We start from the raw sequence: 16,876 nt of genomic DNA on the forward strand, positions 1-16,876 counted from the left end.
CCGTCGTCCGGCGCGGTACCCGCGTGCGGATGCAGCCACACCCGCGCCCGAGCCGACGACCGGGCTGGGCTGCGGCACCGGCGACTACAGTGACGCGGTGCCCTCGCAGCTGCCCGACGGCGAACCCGTGCCCGCCGACGGCAGCCTGCCCCCGTCGGCGCTGGCCGAGCTGCCCGGCACCCCGCTCGGGCTCTACCTGCACGTGCCGTTCTGCGCCACCCGCTGCGGCTACTGCGACTTCAACACCTACACCGCCGACGAGCTCGGCAGCGCCCCCGGCGCCAGCCGGGCCGGCTACGTCGACGCCGCGCTGTCCGAGCTCGACCTCGCCGCCAGGGTGCTCGGCCCCGGCGCCCCGGCGGTGGACACGGTCTTCGTCGGCGGCGGGACGCCCACGCTGCTGCCACCGGACGACCTGGGCCGGCTGCTGGCCGGCGTCCGGGACCGGTTCGGGCTGACCGACGACGCCGAGGTGACCACCGAGTCCAACCCGGAGTCGGTGGACGCCGCCGGGCTGGCCCGGCTCCGCGAGCACGGGTTCACCCGGGTCTCGTTCGGCATGCAGTCCGCGCGCCCGCACGTGCTGGCGGTGCTCGACCGGGTGCACTCGCCGGGACGCCCGCAGCAGGCGGTCGCCGAGGCCCGGGCCGCCGGCTTCGAGCACGTCTCCCTCGACCTCATCTACGGCACGCCGGGGGAGACCCTGGAGGACTGGCGGGCCAGCCTGGAGGCGGCGCTGGATGCCGGCCCCGACCACCTCAGCGCCTACGCGCTCATCGTCGAGGACGGCACCCGGCTGGCCGCACGGATCCGCCGCGGCGAGGTGGCGGTGCCCGACGACGACGACCTGGCCGACAAGTACCTGCTGGCCGAGGAGCTGCTCACCGCCGCCGGGTTCAGCGCGTACGAGGTGAGCAACTGGGCCCGCACCCCGGCCGACCGCTGCCGGCACAACCTGGCCTACTGGCGGGGCACCAGCTGGTGGGGCGTCGGGCCGGGCGCGCACAGCCACGTCGGCGGGGTGCGCTGGTGGAACGTCAAGCACCCGGCCCGCTACGCCGCCGCGCTGGCCGCGGGACGCTCACCCGGCCACGCCCGCGAGGTGCTGGACGCCGGAGCCCGGCGGGTCGAGCAGGTGCTGCTGCGCATCCGGCTGTCCGAGGGCCTGGAGCAGCGCTGGCTGACCGCCACCGAGCGGGCCCGGCTGCCCGGGCTGGAGGCCCGCGGGCTGGTGCGGCTGGAGGCCGACCGGGTGGTGCTCACCCTGGACGGGCGGTTGCTGGCCGATGGCGTGGTCCGCGAGCTGCTGGACTGACGCCGGTCGCAGTCCCTCGGTCCACGGTCGGGGACGGGTCGGGGAGCGGTGGGTCCCGAGCCGGATGCCCCCGGGCGGCTGCGCCGCTGGGATGGCTGTGTGACCGAGATCCTCGACGCCTTCCTCGACGCCGTGCTCACCCTGGCGGGCTCCCCGCTGGTGCTGCTGGTGGTGCTCGCGCTGGCGGCGCTGGACGGGCTGCTGCCGCCGCTGCCCAGCGAGTCGGTGGTGGTGGCGCTGGCGGCGGTCTCGGTCAGCACCGGTGAGCCCTCGCTGTGGCCGCTGATGGCGGTCGCCGCGCTCGGGGCCTGGGTGGGGGACAACCTGGGCTACGGGGTGGGACGCCGGTGGGGGCCGCGGTTCCTGCGCGGTCCGCGCCGGGCGGCGCTGCGCGAGCGGGCCGCCCGCGGGCTCGACCGGCGGGGGGCGGCGATGATCTTCACCGCCCGCTACATCCCGGTCGGGCGGGTGGTGGTCAACCTCACCGCCGGCAGCACCGGCTACCCCCGCGGCCGCTTCGCCGCGGTGTCGGGAGCGGCCGCGCTGACCTGGGCCGTCTACTCGACCCTGATCGGGGCGCTGGCCGGGCACTGGTTCACCGACCGCCCGCTCAACGCCGTCCTGGTCGGGGTCGCCGGGGCCCTGGTGCTCGGCACCGTGGTCGACCTGCTGCTCGGCCGCCGGCTGCGCCGTCTCGACGAGGCGGGTACGCCCGGGCAGCCGGTGGGCGTGGCGCACCGCCCTCCGGGGCAGGGCTGATCTAGCATCCCGGGGTGCCTTCCCCCTCCGACCGCTACCGCACCGACGTGCTCCGCCCCGGCTGGCAGCAGCAGGGGCGCAAGACCTCGGTCGACCACGTGCTGAGCAAGGACCTGGTGGTCGAGGACGCCGGCAGCGGGTTCTGCGGGGCGGTGGTGCACTGGGAGAACGGGCTCGTGGTGCTGGAGGACCGCCGCGGCACGCGCCGCAGCTTCCCGCTCGGGGCGGGATTCCTGCTCGAGGGGCAGCCGGTGGCGCTGCGGGCACCGTCGCGCTCCACCCAGGCCCGGGCGACCCGCTCGGCCACCCACACCGCGTCCGGCTCCCGGGTCGGCACCCGCCAGGTCACCCGGGTCGCGCTGCCCAGCCGGATCTACGTCGAGGGCCGCCACGACGCCGAGCTGGTGGAGAAGATCTGGGGCGACGACCTGCGCCACGTCGGCGTGGTGGTGGAGTACCTCGGCGGCATCGACGACCTGCCGGCCCTGGTGGCGGAGTTCGCCCCCGCCCGCGGCCGCCGGCTCGGGGTGCTGGTCGACCACCTGGTGCCCGGCTCCAAGGAGTCCCGGATCGCCGAGCAGGTGGCCGCCAGCCGTTTCGGCGGCTACGTCATGGTCACCGGCCACCGCTTCATCGACATCTGGCAGGCCGTCCGCCCCGAACGCCTCGACGTCGCCGCCTGGCCCGACGTCCCGCGCGGGGAGGACTGGAAGAAGGGCACCTGCGCCCGGATGGGCTGGCCGCACCGCGACCAGGCCGACATCGCCCGCGCCTGGCAGCACGTGCTGGGCCGGGTGCGCAGCTGGGACGACCTCGACCCGCGGCTCAACACCGAGGTCGAGAAGCTCATCGACTTCGTCACCCAGGACCACCTCGGGGAGGACTGAGCGGTGTCCGCAGCAGGACGTCCGGACCTCGTCCTCGCCGGCGCGCTGGTGGTCGACGGCACCGGCGCCGAGCCGGCCGTGACCGACGTCGCGGTGGCCGGCGACCGGGTGCTCGCGGTCGGCCCCGGCTGGCGCGACCGGGGCGGTGAGGTCGTCGACGGGCAGGGGCTGGTGCTGTGCCCGGGATTCATCGACCTGCACTCCCACGCCGACTTCACCGTGGAGGCGCACCCGGCCGCCGACACCCAGCTCGCCCAGGGCGTCACCACCCTGGTGGTGGGCAACTGCGGGTTCAGCCCGTTCCCGGTCGACGACGCCGGCTGGGTGCGCCGCGCCACCCGCTTCCTCGGCACCGAGCTCGGCTGGAGCTGGACCGACGCGGGCGGGTTCACCGCCGCGGTGGAGGCGGCCCGTCCCGCGGTCAACGTCGTCACCCAGCTCGGGCTGGGCTCGCTGCGCGCGGCCGTGGTCGGTGCCGACCAGCGCGCGGCCACCGCCGAGGAGCTGGACCGGATGCGGGCCCTGGTGGACGCCGCCGCCACCGCCGGGGTGGCCGGGGTCAGCACCGGCCTGGTCTACGCCCCGGGCAGCTACGCCGACGAGGCCGAGCTGCGGGCACTGCTGGCGGTGGCGGCCGGTCGCGGGCTGCTGCACAGCACCCACATCCGCGGCGAGTCGGCCGACCTGCTGACGGCGGTCACCGAGGCCCTCGACCTCTCCCGCGCCACCGGGGTGCGGCTGGAGCTGTCCCACCTCAAGTCGGTCGGCCCCGCCCACCACGGACGGGTCGGCGCCGCCCTCGACCTGCTCGACGAGGCGGTCGCCGAGGGCCTGGACGTGCAGGCCGACGTCTACCCCTACACCGCGACCTCGACCACCCTGATGTCACGGCTGCCCGGCTGGGCGCTGGACGGCGGGCCGGAGGCGATGCAGCAGCGGCTGCGCGACCCCGCCACCCGGCGCCGGGTGGCCGCCGAGGTCGAGGAGGCCAGCGGGCGCGCCTTCGACCCGGCCGGGGTGGTCCTCGCCGCGGTCAGCGACGGCCCCTGGGCCGGAGCGGTGGGCCGCAGCCTGACCGAGCTGGCCGCCGAGCACGGCAGCACCAGCACCGAGGTGCTGCTCGACGTGCTGGCCGCGCACGGCGCCGGGGTCGGCATCGTCAACCACGCGCTGGCCGAGGACGACGTCGTGCAGGTGCTGCGCCACCCGCGGGTGGCGGTGGCCAGCGACGGCTGGGTGCTGCGCCCCGAGGGCACCGACCAGCCGCACCCGCGCAGCTTCGGCACCTTCGCCCGGGTGCTCGGCCGCTACGTCCGCGAGCTCGGCGTGCTGGAGCTCGCCGAGGCGGTGCACAAGATGAGCGGGCTGCCGGCGCGCCGGCTCGGGCTGGAGGACCGGGGCGTGCTGCGTCCCGGGGCGGTGGCCGACCTGGTGCTGCTCGACCCGGCCACCGTCACCGACCGCTCGACCTACGCCGAGCCGTACCGGCTGGCCGAGGGCGTCTCCCGGGTGTGGGTGGCCGGACGTCCCGCCTGGGCCGACGGCGCCGTCACCTCCGAGCGGGCCGGCCGCTGGCTGCCCGGCCCGGGCCACCGTCCCGCCGCCTGAGCCCCGTCCCGCCCCGGCACACACTTTCGTGCACCGGCACACACCTTCGTGCACCGGCACCCCTGCTGCAGCAGGTGTGCCGCCCGACGACGGTGTGTGAAGGGGCCTGACCCGTCTCCATCCTTCGATGGAGGTCGGGAGGACCCGTCGTCCGGCTCTCGTGGCACCCCCGCCCCGGTTCCTAGCGTCGGGGTCATGATCACCACCGACCCCAACCCTCCGACCACCCGCTCCGGCGGGCTCGCCGGCGTCGTCCGGCGGCACCCGCTGCTGAGCTTCTTCCTGCTGGCCAACCTGCTCAGCTGGGCGGCCTGGACGCCCTACGTGCTCTCGCAGAACGGCCTCGGCCTGTGGGCGTTCCGCTTCCCCGAGGTGCTCGGCACCAGCCAGCTCCTCGGCATGCTGCCCGGGGCCTACCTCGGGCCGATCTTCTCCGCGTTCCTCGTCACCGCGGTGGCCGACGGCCGGGCCGGGCTGCGCCGCTGGGTCGGCCGGCTGTGGCGCTGGCGGGTCCGCTGGACCTGGTACGCCGTGGCCCTGCTCGGCGTCCCGGCGGTGCTCACGCTGGCCGGACTGGTCTTCTCCGGCGGCGACGTCCGCGCGCCGTCGGTGCTGGTGCTGGTGGCCTACCTGCCCGGTCTGGTGCTGCAGCTGCTGACCACCGGTCTGGCCGAGGAGCCGGGCTGGCGCGACTTCGCCCTGCCGCGGCTGCAGGACCGGTTCGGGCCGCTGGGCGCCTCCCTGCTGCTGGGCCCGCTGTGGGCCGTCTGGCACCTGCCGCTGTTCCTCACCGAGTGGGGCGGCTGGCCCGACCTGCACTGGACCCGTCCGCTGGTCTTCGTCCTCTTCTGCGTCTCGTTCAACTTCGTGATGTCGTGGGTGTTCAACCGCACCGGGCAGAGCCTGCCGCTGGCGATGCTCACCCACGTCAGCGTCAACAACTTCTCCTCGATCGTGTGGAGCGAGATGTTCCCCGCCCTCGACGCCGACACCACCCTGCTCGCCCAGGCCGTCGCCGCGGTCGCGGTCGCCGCGGTGGTGCTCGTCGGCACCCGCGGCCGGCTTGGCTACCGGCCCGACCCGCAGCACTAGGGTGCGTGCCGTGAGCGTCGTGCGCGCCGACCGGCCGGCTCCCGGGGCCACCGACCTGCTGGTGGCCGCGGGGTGCTGGCTGGTGGTCGTGGGGGTGCTGCTCGCGCTGCCGCTGCTGGCCGCCGCCGAGCCGGGGACGCCACCGCTGCCCGCCCCGGGCGGACCCGGCTGGTGGTCCGGGCTGGGCACCCTCACCGCCCAGGCCGTCGCCCTGGTGCTGGCCGGCCGGTCCCCGCGGGTGGTGCTGGGGGTCGTGGCCCTGCTCCCGCTGCCGCTGGCGCTGGCCGGCACCGGCGAGCTGTTCAGCCTCACCAGCACCCCGGTCGCCGTCGCGGTCTTCCTCGCCGTGCTCCGCCGCCCGCTGCGGGCGCTGGTCGTGCCGCTGGTGCTCGCCGGGCTGGCGGTCACGGCGGGGGAGGCGGTCAACACGCTGACGGTCGGTGCCGCCGGTCCGCTGACGGCCGTCGGGCTCGGCGTCGTGCAGGCCCTGGGAGCCCTCGGCGCCCCGCTGCTGCTCGCGGTCGCCGTGGTCGGACGCCGGGAGGCCCGCGACGCCCGCCGGGAGGAGCTGCGGGCCGTCCGCCGGGAACGGGACGCGCTGGTGCGGGCGGCGGTCGCGGAGGAGCGCACCGCGATGGCGCGCGAGCTGCACGACATCGCCGCCCACCACCTCTCCGGCATCGCGCTGGTCGCCGCCGCCCTGGACCGCCAGATCGAGACCGACCCGGCGACCGCGCGGCGGTCGGTGGCGCAGGTGCGCGAGCAGACCACCGCGGTGCTGGCCGATCTGCGCCGGTTGGTCGGGCTGCTGCGCACCGACACCGAGGCCATCCGGGCGGCGGAGTCGGTGGCCGCGATAGCGACGCTGGTCGAGCGGCGTCGGGAGGCCGGGACGGCGGTCGAGCTCGTCACCCGGGCCGCCGCCGACGACGCTCCGCTGGCCGCGGGTGTCGGCCCGGTGGCCCAGCTCGCCGTGTACCGGATCGCCCAGGAGGCGCTGGCCAACGCCGCCGGCCACGCCGCCGGTGCGCCGGTCCGGGTCGAGGTCGACGACCGTGACCCCGGCGCTCTCGTGCTGACGGTGACCAACGGCCCCGGCGGCACCGACCGCGAGGGGCCGTCCGGGTTCGGCCTGGTCGGGATGCGCGAGCGCGCCGACCTGCTGGGCGCGGAGCTGCACTCCGGGCCCACCGCCGACGGGGGCTGGCAGGTGCGGGTGCGGATGCCCCGGGCCGACCGGTCCACCGCGCCCACGGGGGTGAGCCGGTGATCCGGGTGCTGGTGGCCGACGACCAGGCACTGGTGCGCGCTGGTCTGTCGGCCCTGCTCGACGCCGAACCCGACCTCGAGGTCGTCGGGCTGGCCGAGGACGGCACCTCGGCGCTGGCGATGGCCGACGAGCTGGCTCCCGACGTGGCGTGCCTCGACATCCGGATGCCCGGGTTGGACGGGATCGAGGTGACCCGCCGGCTGACCGCGCGCGAGCGGCCCGTCCCGGTGCTGGTGCTCACCACCTTCGACCTCGACGACTACGTCTTCGGGGCGCTCGAGGCCGGAGCGGCCGGGTTCCTGCTCAAGGACGCCGACCCGACCACCATCGTCGAGGCGGTCCGCCGGGTGGCCGCCGGCCAGGGCACCCTCGACCAGGGGCTGACCCGGCGGGTGCTGCGCGAGTTCGCCAGCCGCCGCAGCCTGCAGCCGGTGACCGCCGGCCGGGCCGCGGAGGAGCTGACCGCCCGCGAGCACGACATCCTGCTGCTGCTGGCCCGCGGCATGTCGAACGAGGAGATCGCCGCCGAGCTGGTGGTCGAGGTCTCCACGGTGAAGTCGCACCTGGCCCGGATCCTGCCCAAGCTCGGCGTCCGCTCCCGGTTGCAGGCGGTGGTGTGGGCCTACCAGAACGGGGTGGTCGTCGTCGACGGCCGGTGAGTGCGGTCAGGACGCCGGAGGAGCGGTGGAGCTGCGGGTGACGAGCCGGACGTCCAGCACCACCCGGCCGCGGTGGGTCGGGTCGGCCAGCATCTGCGCGGCCAGCCGGCCCTTCTCCAGGATCGGCTGCGCCACCGTGGTCAGCCCGTGGTGGGCGGCCTCGTCGATGTCGTCGAAACCGCACACCGAGACGTCCTCGGGCACCCGCAGCCCCCGCTCCAGCAGCTCGTGGCGGGCGCCGATCGCCAGCACGTCGCTGAGCCCCACCACCGCGGTCGGGGGCGGGTCCAGGGCGGCGATCTCGGCGGCGGCCAGCCGCCCGGCGTCGAAGGAGTTGTAGTCGGCGGCGAAGACGACCGACTCCACCCCGGGCATCGCCTCGACCAGCCCGAGCAGCCGCTCGGGGTAGGACAGCTCGGCCAGCGAGTCGACCCGTCGCACGCCCGAGCCGTCGGGGGCGTATCCGCCGGTGACGCAGGCGATCCGCCGGTGGCCCAGCGCGTGCAGGTGCTCGCCCAGCAGCCGCCCGGCCAGCCGGTCGTCGATGGCCACCGAGAAGTCCCCGGAGCGGGCGTAGGTGGAGATCACGGGCAGCCCGCGCCGCTTGGCGTGGTCGAGCACCACGTGGTCGGAGTCCATGCAGAGGGTGATGATGCCGTCGATGTTGGCCCGCTGGACCGCCCCGATGTCGGGGTGGCCGGACGGGTCGGTGGCGCTGAGCAGCAGCACGCTGACCCCCTCGGCCTCGGCCACCTGGCTGACCCCGACGAGGAAGCCGATGGCGTAGGGGTCGGAGAAGGCGTAGGAGAGCTGGTCGGCCAGCAGGACGCCGAGCGCCCCGGCCCGACCCGAGCGCAGCGACCGCCCGGCCGCGCTCGGACCGGCGTAGCCCAGCTCCTCGGCGGTGGCGAGGATCCGCTCGCGCAGCTGCACCGACAGCTGGCCGGGACGGTTGTAGGCGTTGGAGACGGTGGACGGGGACACCCCGCAGGCGTCCGCGATGGTGCGGATCGTGATCCGGGCCATCGGCCTCCCTCCGTGGTCGGGGCCTCGCGGCATTGTCGGTGCTGGCGTCCACGGGCGCAAACACCCCGCGGACATCTGGTTGGCTGGGGGCCATGGACACCGACGAGGTGCTGCAGCTGATCCACCGGGTCGCCGAGACCGTGGTCACCCCCCGCTGGCGGGCCCTCGGCGAGGCCGAGGTCTCGGAGAAGGGCCCGGGCGACTACGTCACGGTGGCCGACCACGAGGCGGAGGTGGCGCTGACCGAGGCGCTGTCGCGGGCCCACCCCGGCGCCCTGGTGGTGGGGGAGGAGGCGGTCTCGGCCGACGCCTCGGTGCTGGACGGCCTGGCCGAGGCCGAGCAGGCCTGGGTGATCGACCCGATCGACGGCACCGGCAACTTCGTCCGCGGATCGGCCGACCACGCGGTGATGGTGGCCGAGCTGCGTCGCGGGGAGGCCGTCCGGGGCTGGATCCACCAGCCGCAGCACCAGCGCTCCTTCGTGGCCGAGCGCGGTGCGGGGGTCACCCTCGACGGCACCCCGCTGGCACCGCGCACGGTCGGCGGCGACCCGGCCGGCTGGCGCGGGGTCAGCTCACGGCGCCGCTGGCGCGACGGCGACTTCCCGCCGCTGGGCCCGATCGGGGACACCTGGTGGTGCTGCGGGATCGACTACCCCAAGCTGCTGACCGGTGAGATCGACTACCTCGTCTACGCCTCGCCCAAGCCCTGGGACCACGCCCCGGGGACGCTGATGGTGCGTGAGCTCGGCGGCGAGGCCACGCTGCTGACCGGCCAGACCTACCGGCCGGGTCTGGGCGGCGCCCCGCTGGTGGTCGGCGCCGACGTCGACCTCACCGCCACTGCCGTCGACGCCCTCAACGCCGGCTCGCCCGCCTGACCAGGTGGAACCGCGCAGGGGGGAGGGGAGTCAGCGCCCGAGCAGGGGGAGCTGCGGGGGGTCCGGCCGGACGCCGGCGGCGACCAGGCGGGCGTGCGCGACCGGCACCCCCTCGGCGACGTGCTCGGCCGGGAAGGGCCAGCGGCCCTCGGCCACCGCCCGCTCCGCCGGGACGCCGGCGCGCACCAGCCGTTCGACCTCCCCGGCCACGGCCGCCACCTGACCGCGCTGGAGCATGAGGTCCTGCACCGTCATCACCGGCCCGTGCCCGGGGACGGCGCGGACGTCGCCGCGGGCCACCAGCCCGAGCACCGCGTCCAGGGTGGCCGCCCACTCCTCGGGCACCGAGTCCGGCCCGAACCAGGGCGCGGGGGAGCCGTCGACCGGCGAGGGCGCCGACTCGGCCAGGTCGCCCACGAACACCACGCGCGCGTCGGGGACCACCACGACCACGTCGCTGCGGGTGTGCCCGACCCCGAGGTGGGCCAGCTCCACCCAGCGCGCGCCCAGGTCGACCCCGGCGGCCAGCGCGAACGGCCGGCTGGGCGTGCGCAGGTCGCCGGGGTCGACACCCAGCTCGGCGGCGCGCGCCCGCGCCGGGGCCGACGCCAGCTCGTCGGCCAGCCCCTCGTGGCCGAAGGTGTCGACGTCGTCGAAGGCGGCCAGCCCGAAGGCGTGGTCGGAGTGCGCGTGCGTGACCACCACCGCCCGCACCGGCAGCCCGGTCAGCCGCTCGGCCGAGGCCCGCAGCGCCGCTCCCTGCGCGGGGGTGGAGCCGGTGTCGACCACCAGCAGCCCGTCCCCGCCGGCCACCAGCCCGATGGTGACGGCGTCCGGCTCCAGCACGCCCGTCCAGACCCGGTCGGCCACCTCGACCCAGGTGCCCGGCCCGGCCGCCGACCCGTCACCCGGGACGTCCCCGTTGTTCGCCATAGCGGTTAGACTGGCACTCGACCCAGACGAGTGCCAGTCCTGCGGTAGACCGACCGCGGGCCCACGGGGAGGAGGCCACGTGCTCGACGACCGCAAGCTGCAGGTGCTGCGCGCCATCGTCTCCGACTACGTCTCCAGCCAGGAGCCGGTCGGCTCCAAGGCGCTGGTCGAGCGGCACAACCTCGGCGTCTCCCCGGCCACCGTCCGCAACGACATGGCGGTGCTGGAGGACGAGGGCTACATCACCCAGCCGCACACCAGCGCCGGCCGCATCCCCACCGACAAGGGCTACCGGCTCTTCATCGACCGGCTGGCCGGGGTGAAGCCGCTGTCGCCGGCCGAGCGCCGCGCGATCAGCACCTTCCTCTCCGGCGCCCTCGACCTCGACGACGTCGTGGGCCGCACCGTGCGGCTGCTGGCCCAGGTGACCCGGCAGGTCGCGATCGTGCAGTACCCGGTGCTGAGCTCGGCCTCGGTGCGCCACGTCGAGCTGGTCTCGCTCGGGGGCGACCGGGTGCTGGTCATCATGATCAGCAGCACCGGCAAGGTCGACCAGCGCCCGGTCGAGGTGCCCGGCATCACCGAGGACGAGCTGGCCCAGCTCCGCGGCATCCTCAACGCCGCGCTGGCCGGGACCTCCCTGGCCGACGCCGCCGCCGCGCTCGGCACGCTGGACGACCAGCTGCCCCCGCCGCTGTCCGCGGCCGGCACCCAGGTCAGCAGCGCGCTGCTGGAGATCCTGGGCACCTCCACCTCCACCCGGGTGGTGGTGGGCGGGGTGCCCAACCTGACCCGCTTCGGGGCCGAGTTCGAGACCACCGTCAAGCCCGTGCTCGAGGCGCTGGAGGAGCAGGTGGTGCTGCTCAAGCTGCTCGGGGAGGCCGCCACCCCCGGCGACGTCACGGTGCGGGTCGGGCACGAGAACCCCTACCGTGAGCTGCAGACCACCTCGCTGGTGGCCAGCGCCTACGGCAGTGACGGCGACATCTGGGCCAGCCTGGGGGTCGTCGGCCCGACCCGGATGGACTACCCCTCGACGATGGCCTCGGTGCGGGCCGTGGCCAGGTACGTCGGCCGCTTCCTGGCCGAGGGCTGAGCCCCGCACACGACCGAACGAATCTGCCCACGGCTGAAGGACGAACCACACGACGATGAGCACTGACTACTACGAGGTCCTCGGCGTCTCCCGGGACGCGACCGACGAGCAGATCAAGAAGGCATACCGCCGGATGGCGATGAAGGTGCACCCCGACGTCGCCCAGAGCGCGGACGCCCACGAGAAGTTCAAGCAGATCAACGAGGCCTACGAGACCCTCAAGGACCCCCAGAAGCGCCACATCTACGACCGCGGCGGCGACCCCAACCAGATGGGCGGGTTCGGCGGTGCGGGCGGTTTCGGGGGCGCCGGCGGGTTCGGCGGGGCCGGCTTCGACTTCACCAACCTGGTGGACGCGATGTTCGGCCAGCAGACCTCCCGGGGGCCCCGCTCGCGGGTCCGTCGCGGCCAGGACGCCCTGGTCCGGCTGCAGCTCGACCTGGCCGAGGCCGCCTTCGGGATCACCAAGTCCGTCAAGGTCGACACCGCGGTGCTGTGCACGGTGTGCAACGGCAAGGGCTCGGCCGACGGCAGCGAGCCGACCCGCTGCAGCACCTGCCACGGGCAGGGCGACGTCACCACCGTGCAGCGCTCCTTCCTCGGTGACATCCGCTCCACCCAGCCGTGCCCGAACTGCCGCGGCTACGGCTCGGTGATCACCAACCCGTGCCACGAGTGCTCCGGCGAGGGACGGGTCCGCGCCTCGCGCAGCATCAACGTCAAGATCCCCGCCGGCGTCTCCACCGGCAACCGGATCCACCTGGCCAGCCACGGCGAGGTCGGCCCCGGCGGCGGCCCGGCCGGTGACCTGTTCGTCGAGCTGGTGGTGCGCAACCACGAGGTCTTCCGCCGCGACGGCGACGACCTGGAGATGGTGGTGAAGATCCCGATGACCGCAGCGGCGCTCGGCACCGAGGTCACCGTGCAGACGCTGGCCGCCGACCGGCCCGACGACGACCTGGGCGAGCCCGAGGTGCGGCTGGAGGTGCCGCAGGGCACCCAGTCCGGCACCCGGGTCACCGTGCCCGGCCAGGGGGTGCCCCGGCTGCGTTCCAACGGCCGCGGCGACCTCGGTGTCACCTTCATGGTGCAGACCCCGACCCGGCTGGACGACGAGCAGCGCGAGCTGCTGCGCCAGCTGGCCGAGCTGCGGGGGGAGAACAGCGTCGAGCCCAGCGTGCAGAAGCACGGACGCGGGATGTTCTCCCGGCTCAAGGAGGCCTTCGGCGGGCATGACTGACCCGCTCTTCCTGCACCCGCTCGACCCGTTCCCACCGGTCGGGGCGAGCGTGGTGCTCGACGGCGCGGAGGGTCGCCACGCCGCCACGGTGCAGCGGCTGGCGGTGGGCGAGCCGGTGCTGCTCGCCGACGGCGCCGGCCGCGGGGTGCGCGGGGAGGTGGTCGGCGCCGGGAAGGCCGAGCTGGCCGTCCGGGTGCTGGCCCACGTGCACGAGCAGCCCCGGCCCTGGCGGCTGAGCGTGGTGCAGGCCCTGCCCAAGGGCGACCGCGCCGAGCTGGCCGTGGAGGTGCTGACCGAGGTCGGCGTCGAGGAGGTGGTGCCCTGGCAGGCGTCCCGCTCGATCGTGCGCTGGCAGGGTGAGCGCGGGGAGAAGGCGCGGGCGAAGTGGCAGGCCGCGGCCCGGGCGGCGGCCAAGCAGTCCCGCCGGCTCAGCGTGCCCGAGGTGGCCCCGCTGCACAGCACCACCCAGCTGCTGCGCCGGCTGGCCGGGTTCGACGCCGTGCTGGTGCTGCACGAGGACGCCGCGGAGCCGCTGGTCGCGGCGGCCCCGCCGGCCGGGGGCAGCCTGGCCCTGGTGGTCGGCCCCGAGGGCGGGATCAGCGAGGACGAGCTGGCCGCGCTGACCGGTGCGGGCGGGCGTCCGGTGCTGCTGGGGGAGACGGTGCTGCGGACGTCCACCGCCGGGGTGGTCGCGCTGTCCCAGCTCGCCGCGGTGGCCGCGCTGCGCTCGGCCGGACGGGCCTGAGGTGGGCGGCTTCGAGGTCGGGGTCGAGCTGGCCGACGGGCTGGGCCGCACCGGCATCCTGCACACCCCGCACGGCAGCATCCGCACACCGGCGTTCATCCCGGTGGGTACCAAGGCCGCCGTCCGGGCGGTGCTGCCCGCGGCGGTGGCCGACCTCGGTGCCCAGGCGGTGCTGGCCAACGCCTACCACCTGTTCCTGCAGCCCGGTCCCGACGTGGTCGACGAGGCCGGCGGGCTGGCCGCGTTCATGGGCTGGGACGGGCCGACCTTCACCGACTCCGGCGGCTTCCAGGTGATGAGCCTCGGGGTGGGCTTCCGCAAGGTGCTGGCGATGGACGTCAGCGGGCTGGCCGAGGAGCAGGTGGTCGCACCGGGCAAGGAGCGGCTGGCCGCCGTCGACGAGGACGGGGTGACCTTCACCTCCCACCTCAACGGCGACCGGCACCGGTTCACCCCCGAGATCTCCATGCGGATCCAGCACCAGCTCGGCGCCGACGTCATCTTCGCCTTCGACGAGCTGACCACCCTGGCGCACAGCCGCGGCTACCAGGAGGAGTCGCTGGAGCGCACCCGGCGCTGGGCCGAGCGGTGCCTGGCCGAGCACGTCCGCCAGCACGCGGCCCGCCCGCACCGGCCGCGGCAGGCCCTGTTCGGCGTCGTCCAGGGCGCCCAGTACGAGGACCTGCGCCGCAAGGCCTGCCGCGACCTGTCCGCCCTCGAGGTCGAGGGCCAGCGCTTCGACGGCTACGGCATCGGCGGCGCGCTGGAGAAGGAGAACCTCGGCACGATCGTGGGCTGGTGCGCCGAGGAGCTGCCCCGCGACCGGGCGCGCCACCTGCTCGGCATCTCCGAGCCCGACGACGTGTTCACCGCGGTCCGCCACGGGGCCGACACCTTCGACTGCGTCTCGCCCTCCCGGGTGGCCCGCAACGGCGCGATCTACAGCCGTGACGGCCGCTACAACATCACCGCCGCCCGGCACCGCCGCTCCTTCGAGCCGCTGGACCCCGGCTGCGACTGCTACACCTGCAGCCGGTTCACCCGGGCCTACCTGCACCACCTGTTCCGCGCGAAGGAGCACCTGGCGGCCACGCTGGCCACCCTGCACAACGAGCGGTTCGTCGTGCGGCTGGTCGACGACATCCGTGCCGCGATCGAGCGCGGCGACCTGGACGAGCTGGAGCGGGAGACCCTCGGCCGCTACTACGCCGGCACCCGCTGAGGGCGGGAGACGGAGGTGCCGTCCGGCCCGGGGGCCGGACGGCACGTCCGCGGGGGTGGGCAGGGACCGCTCAGCTGGTGAGCAGGTCCAGGTCGTAGGCGGTGAGGATCTCGTTGACCGGCTGGGAGAAGGAGACGGTCGGCTGGCCGACCTTCTCCCCGCACACCCCGCTGGTGCCGTAGAGGCGTCCGCCGCTGGTGACCGCCTGGGCCTGCTGGCCCGAGACGTTCGCACCGCCCGAGTCGCCGCCCTCGGTGCAGGCGCTGTGCTGGGTCAGTCCGCCGACGGTGTCGGTGCCGCCGTAGTTCACCGTGACGTTCTTGCGCTGGATGGTGCCGCAGGTCCAGGCGGTGGTGCGTCCGCTCTTGCAGATGGCCGCGCCCACGGCGGCCTCCCTCGAGCCGGCGACCGGGGTGGCCGACCCGTCGTAGGTGCTCACCGCGGCGCTGGGCGTGACGCCGGCGGCCAGCGCGAAGGCGGTGTGGTCGTCGCCGGGGAAGCTGACCCCGATCGGCGTGCCCATCGCGGTGCCCTTGAAGGTGAAGTTGCTGGCGCCCTCGGCGCAGTGGCCGGCCGAGACCATCGCCGGGCGCCCGCTGGCGTCGGTGGCGGTGAAGCCGACCGAGCAGACGTAGGTGCCGCCGTCGGCGCGGAACTCGTACTGCTCACCGCCCACCATGCCGACCGTGGTCTCGGTGCGGCCCTCGACCTCGACCACCTCGGCACCGGCGGCCTCGGCCTCGGCGACCGCCCGCTGGGTGGCGGCGTCGTCGGCGTCGGCCGCCACCTCGACCACCACGCGGTTGGCCTTGGGGTCGACGCCCCAGCTCACCAGGCCCGGGGCGGCGGCGGCCTCCACGGCGCTCATCGTCTCGTCGAGCTCGGCCTGGCTGCGCTGCACGACCCGGGCCTCGGCCCCGCCGGCCCGCACCTTCTCCGCGGCCGCCTCGCTGGTGACGGCGACGACCAGCTGCTCGCCCTCGATGTAGCTGCCGGCCTGCTCCTGCTCGCCGAGATCGGCGACGACCTCCTCGGAGGTGCGGCTCAGCTCGGCCTCGTGCTGGAACTGCTCACGGGCCTCGGCGACGCTGATGCCCTCGGAGGCGGCCAGCGCCTCCTCGGCGGCAGTGGCGTCGGGCTCGGCGGCGGCGGGGGTCAACGAGGTGGCCAGGGCGAGCGTCGCGGCGCCGGCGAGCAGTCCGAGGCCGAGACGGCGCCGGCGGCGCGGGGTGGGGGTGGGCTCCATGGGGCGGACCTTCCTGGTGCGTGGCAGCGGCCGGGGCCGTCGGGGAGAGCGGGTCCTCCCGGGTCTGCTGAGGAAACTAGCCCGGTTCTCTCAGCCGTGTCAACACATTGGACACCGTGTCAACGATGTTGACAGCCGCGCTGGTGGTCAGCCCGGCTCGACCGGCTCCGGTTCGCGTGCCCGGACGGCCCGGATCACCAGGTAGGTGACCGGCAGCAGCACGACCTCCACCAGCACCTTGTAGACGAAGCCGGTGACGACGTAGTTGACGAGGCTCTCCAGCGGGATGGAGTCGCCGCCCAGCCAGCTCCCCGGTGAGCCGAAGGCCAGGGTGCAGAAGACCACGGTGTCGACCAGCTCACCCACCACGGTCGAGCCGAGCAGCCGCAGCCACAGCCGGCGCCCACCGGTGCGTCGCTTCAGCCGCACCAGCACCAGGGCGTTGAGCAGCTGTCCGGCCAGGTAGCCGCACAGGCTCGCCACCACGATCCGCGGCACGAAGCCGAGCACGCTGACCCAGGCCTGCTGCAGCGTCCAGTCGCTGGCCGGCGGCATCGCGGCCACCACCCAGAACGTCAGCGACATCAGCGCGGCCAGCACGAAGCCGACCACGATCGCCCGACGGGCCCGCCGCCACCCGTACACCTCGGCCAGCACGTCGCCGAGCACGTAGGTGAGCGGGAACAGGAAGGCGCCGCCGTCGGTGATGACCGGGAGCACCGGGTAGCCCCCGACCGCGACCTCGGGGCCGAGCTGGATGAGCTTGGTGGCACCGATGTTGGAGATCAGCAGCAGCCCGACGAACAGCGCGACCACGAGGTCGTAGTTGCCCCGGGCCGGCCCGGCGGGGCGGCGGGGCGGGCTCGGCTCCTCGGTCGCGGCGGGTCGTGGCACGGC

The 16,876-nt window shown here is 75.2% G+C and carries 16 protein-coding genes; 12 read left to right on the forward strand and 4 right to left on the reverse strand.

What is annotated here, in order from left to right; all coding sequences use genetic code 11:
- The first annotated feature begins 97 nt into the window (after positions 1-97).
- The 7 genes from hemW (at position 98) to DT076_RS10615 (ending at position 7,590) form a co-directional block, all read left to right on the forward strand.
- Positions 98-1,315, forward strand: coding sequence for a radical SAM family heme chaperone HemW (gene hemW, locus DT076_RS10585; protein ID WP_114126652.1), 1,218 nt, complete (start codon positions 98-100; stop codon positions 1,313-1,315).
- Positions 1,316-1,414: 99 nt separating this feature from the next.
- A complete protein-coding gene (locus tag DT076_RS10590; protein WP_199539117.1) occupies positions 1,415-2,074 on the forward strand; it encodes a DedA family protein in 660 nt (219 codons plus the stop codon).
- 14 nt (positions 2,075-2,088) lie between these two features.
- Positions 2,089-2,961, forward strand: coding sequence for a DUF3097 domain-containing protein (locus DT076_RS10595; RefSeq protein WP_114126653.1), 873 nt, complete (start codon positions 2,089-2,091; stop codon positions 2,959-2,961).
- A 3-nt stretch (positions 2,962-2,964) separates the two neighbouring features.
- Positions 2,965-4,569, forward strand: a complete 1,605-nt coding sequence (locus DT076_RS10600) for an N-acyl-D-amino-acid deacylase family protein (RefSeq protein ID WP_114126654.1) — start codon at positions 2,965-2,967, stop codon at positions 4,567-4,569.
- Positions 4,570-4,764: 195 nt separating this feature from the next.
- Complete coding sequence (locus DT076_RS10605; RefSeq protein ID WP_114126655.1) at positions 4,765-5,661, forward strand: CPBP family intramembrane glutamic endopeptidase; 897 nt, start codon at positions 4,765-4,767, stop codon at positions 5,659-5,661.
- Between the two features lie 10 nt (positions 5,662-5,671).
- Positions 5,672-6,931 (forward strand): sensor histidine kinase, encoded by a 1,260-nt coding sequence (locus DT076_RS10610; protein ID WP_114126656.1) that lies wholly within the window; start codon positions 5,672-5,674, stop codon positions 6,929-6,931.
- Positions 6,928-7,590: a response regulator gene (locus DT076_RS10615; RefSeq protein ID WP_114126657.1), complete on the forward strand. Its 663-nt coding sequence runs from the start codon at positions 6,928-6,930 to the stop codon at positions 7,588-7,590. The genes DT076_RS10610 and DT076_RS10615 overlap by 4 nt, the downstream gene beginning before the upstream one ends.
- Before the next feature lie 6 nt (positions 7,591-7,596).
- On the opposite strand, the gene DT076_RS10620 is transcribed toward DT076_RS10615, so the two are convergent.
- On the reverse strand, positions 7,597-8,616 hold the full coding sequence (locus tag DT076_RS10620) for a LacI family DNA-binding transcriptional regulator (RefSeq protein WP_114126658.1): 1,020 nt from the start codon (positions 8,614-8,616) through the stop codon (positions 7,597-7,599).
- Positions 8,617-8,708: 92 nt separating this feature from the next.
- Here DT076_RS10620 and DT076_RS10625 point away from each other — a divergent pair, with 92 nt between their 5' ends.
- Positions 8,709-9,497 carry an inositol monophosphatase family protein gene (locus tag DT076_RS10625; RefSeq protein ID WP_114126659.1) on the forward strand — a complete coding sequence of 263 codons (789 nt, stop codon included), beginning with the start codon at positions 8,709-8,711 and terminating at the stop codon, positions 9,495-9,497.
- A 30-nt stretch (positions 9,498-9,527) separates the two neighbouring features.
- Here the strand turns inward: DT076_RS10625 and DT076_RS10630 are convergent, their stop codons facing one another.
- Positions 9,528-10,430 (reverse strand): MBL fold metallo-hydrolase, encoded by a 903-nt coding sequence (locus tag DT076_RS10630; RefSeq protein ID WP_158548105.1) that lies wholly within the window; start codon positions 10,428-10,430, stop codon positions 9,528-9,530.
- Between the two features lie 79 nt (positions 10,431-10,509).
- Between DT076_RS10630 and hrcA the strand changes: the two genes are divergently transcribed.
- From hrcA to tgt, 4 genes are read left to right on the forward strand one after another with little or no spacing between them, the layout of a single operon-like run.
- Positions 10,510-11,526: a heat-inducible transcriptional repressor HrcA gene (hrcA, locus tag DT076_RS10635; protein WP_114126661.1), complete on the forward strand. Its 1,017-nt coding sequence runs from the start codon at positions 10,510-10,512 to the stop codon at positions 11,524-11,526.
- Between the two features lie 55 nt (positions 11,527-11,581).
- Positions 11,582-12,766 carry a molecular chaperone DnaJ gene (gene dnaJ, locus DT076_RS10640; RefSeq protein WP_114126662.1) on the forward strand — a complete coding sequence of 395 codons (1,185 nt, stop codon included), beginning with the start codon at positions 11,582-11,584 and terminating at the stop codon, positions 12,764-12,766.
- Positions 12,759-13,511 (forward strand): 16S rRNA (uracil(1498)-N(3))-methyltransferase, encoded by a 753-nt coding sequence (locus tag DT076_RS10645; protein WP_114126663.1) that lies wholly within the window; start codon positions 12,759-12,761, stop codon positions 13,509-13,511. Before dnaJ ends, DT076_RS10645 begins: the two co-directional genes overlap by 8 nt.
- Before the next feature lies 1 nt (position 13,512).
- A complete protein-coding gene (gene tgt, locus DT076_RS10650; RefSeq protein WP_114126664.1) occupies positions 13,513-14,733 on the forward strand; it encodes a tRNA guanosine(34) transglycosylase Tgt in 1,221 nt (406 codons plus the stop codon).
- A 70-nt stretch (positions 14,734-14,803) separates the two neighbouring features.
- Here the strand turns inward: tgt and DT076_RS10655 are convergent, their stop codons facing one another.
- Positions 14,804-15,979, reverse strand: a complete 1,176-nt coding sequence (locus tag DT076_RS10655; protein ID WP_114126665.1) for a S1 family peptidase — start codon at positions 15,977-15,979, stop codon at positions 14,804-14,806.
- Between the two features lie 147 nt (positions 15,980-16,126).
- Complete coding sequence (locus DT076_RS10660; protein WP_114126666.1) at positions 16,127-16,873, reverse strand: queuosine precursor transporter; 747 nt, start codon at positions 16,871-16,873, stop codon at positions 16,127-16,129.
- Between the last annotated feature and the right edge of the window lie 3 nt (positions 16,874-16,876).

It is taken from the genome of Desertihabitans brevis (assembly GCF_003327535.1).
In the GTDB taxonomy this organism is placed as follows: domain Bacteria; phylum Actinomycetota; class Actinomycetes; order Propionibacteriales; family Propionibacteriaceae; genus Desertihabitans; species Desertihabitans brevis.

What these genes read in the sequence shown, in the direction of transcription:
- DT076_RS10620 (WP_114126658.1), bottom strand. Translation starts at nt 8,616, where the DNA reads ATGGCCCGGATCACGATCCGCACCATCGCGGACGCCTGCGGGGTGTCC.
- DT076_RS10655 (WP_114126665.1), bottom strand. Translation starts at nt 15,979, where the DNA reads ATGGAGCCCACCCCCACCCCGCGCCGCCGGCGCCGTCTCGGCCTCGGA.
- dnaJ (WP_114126662.1), top strand. Translation starts at nt 11,582, where the DNA reads ATGAGCACTGACTACTACGAGGTCCTCGGCGTCTCCCGGGACGCGACC.
- DT076_RS10645 (WP_114126663.1), top strand. Translation starts at nt 12,759, where the DNA reads ATGACTGACCCGCTCTTCCTGCACCCGCTCGACCCGTTCCCACCGGTC.
- DT076_RS10625 (WP_114126659.1), top strand. Translation starts at nt 8,709, where the DNA reads ATGGACACCGACGAGGTGCTGCAGCTGATCCACCGGGTCGCCGAGACC.
- DT076_RS10605 (WP_114126655.1), top strand. Translation starts at nt 4,765, where the DNA reads ATGATCACCACCGACCCCAACCCTCCGACCACCCGCTCCGGCGGGCTC.
- DT076_RS10630 (WP_158548105.1), bottom strand. Translation starts at nt 10,430, where the DNA reads ATGGCGAACAACGGGGACGTCCCGGGTGACGGGTCGGCGGCCGGGCCG.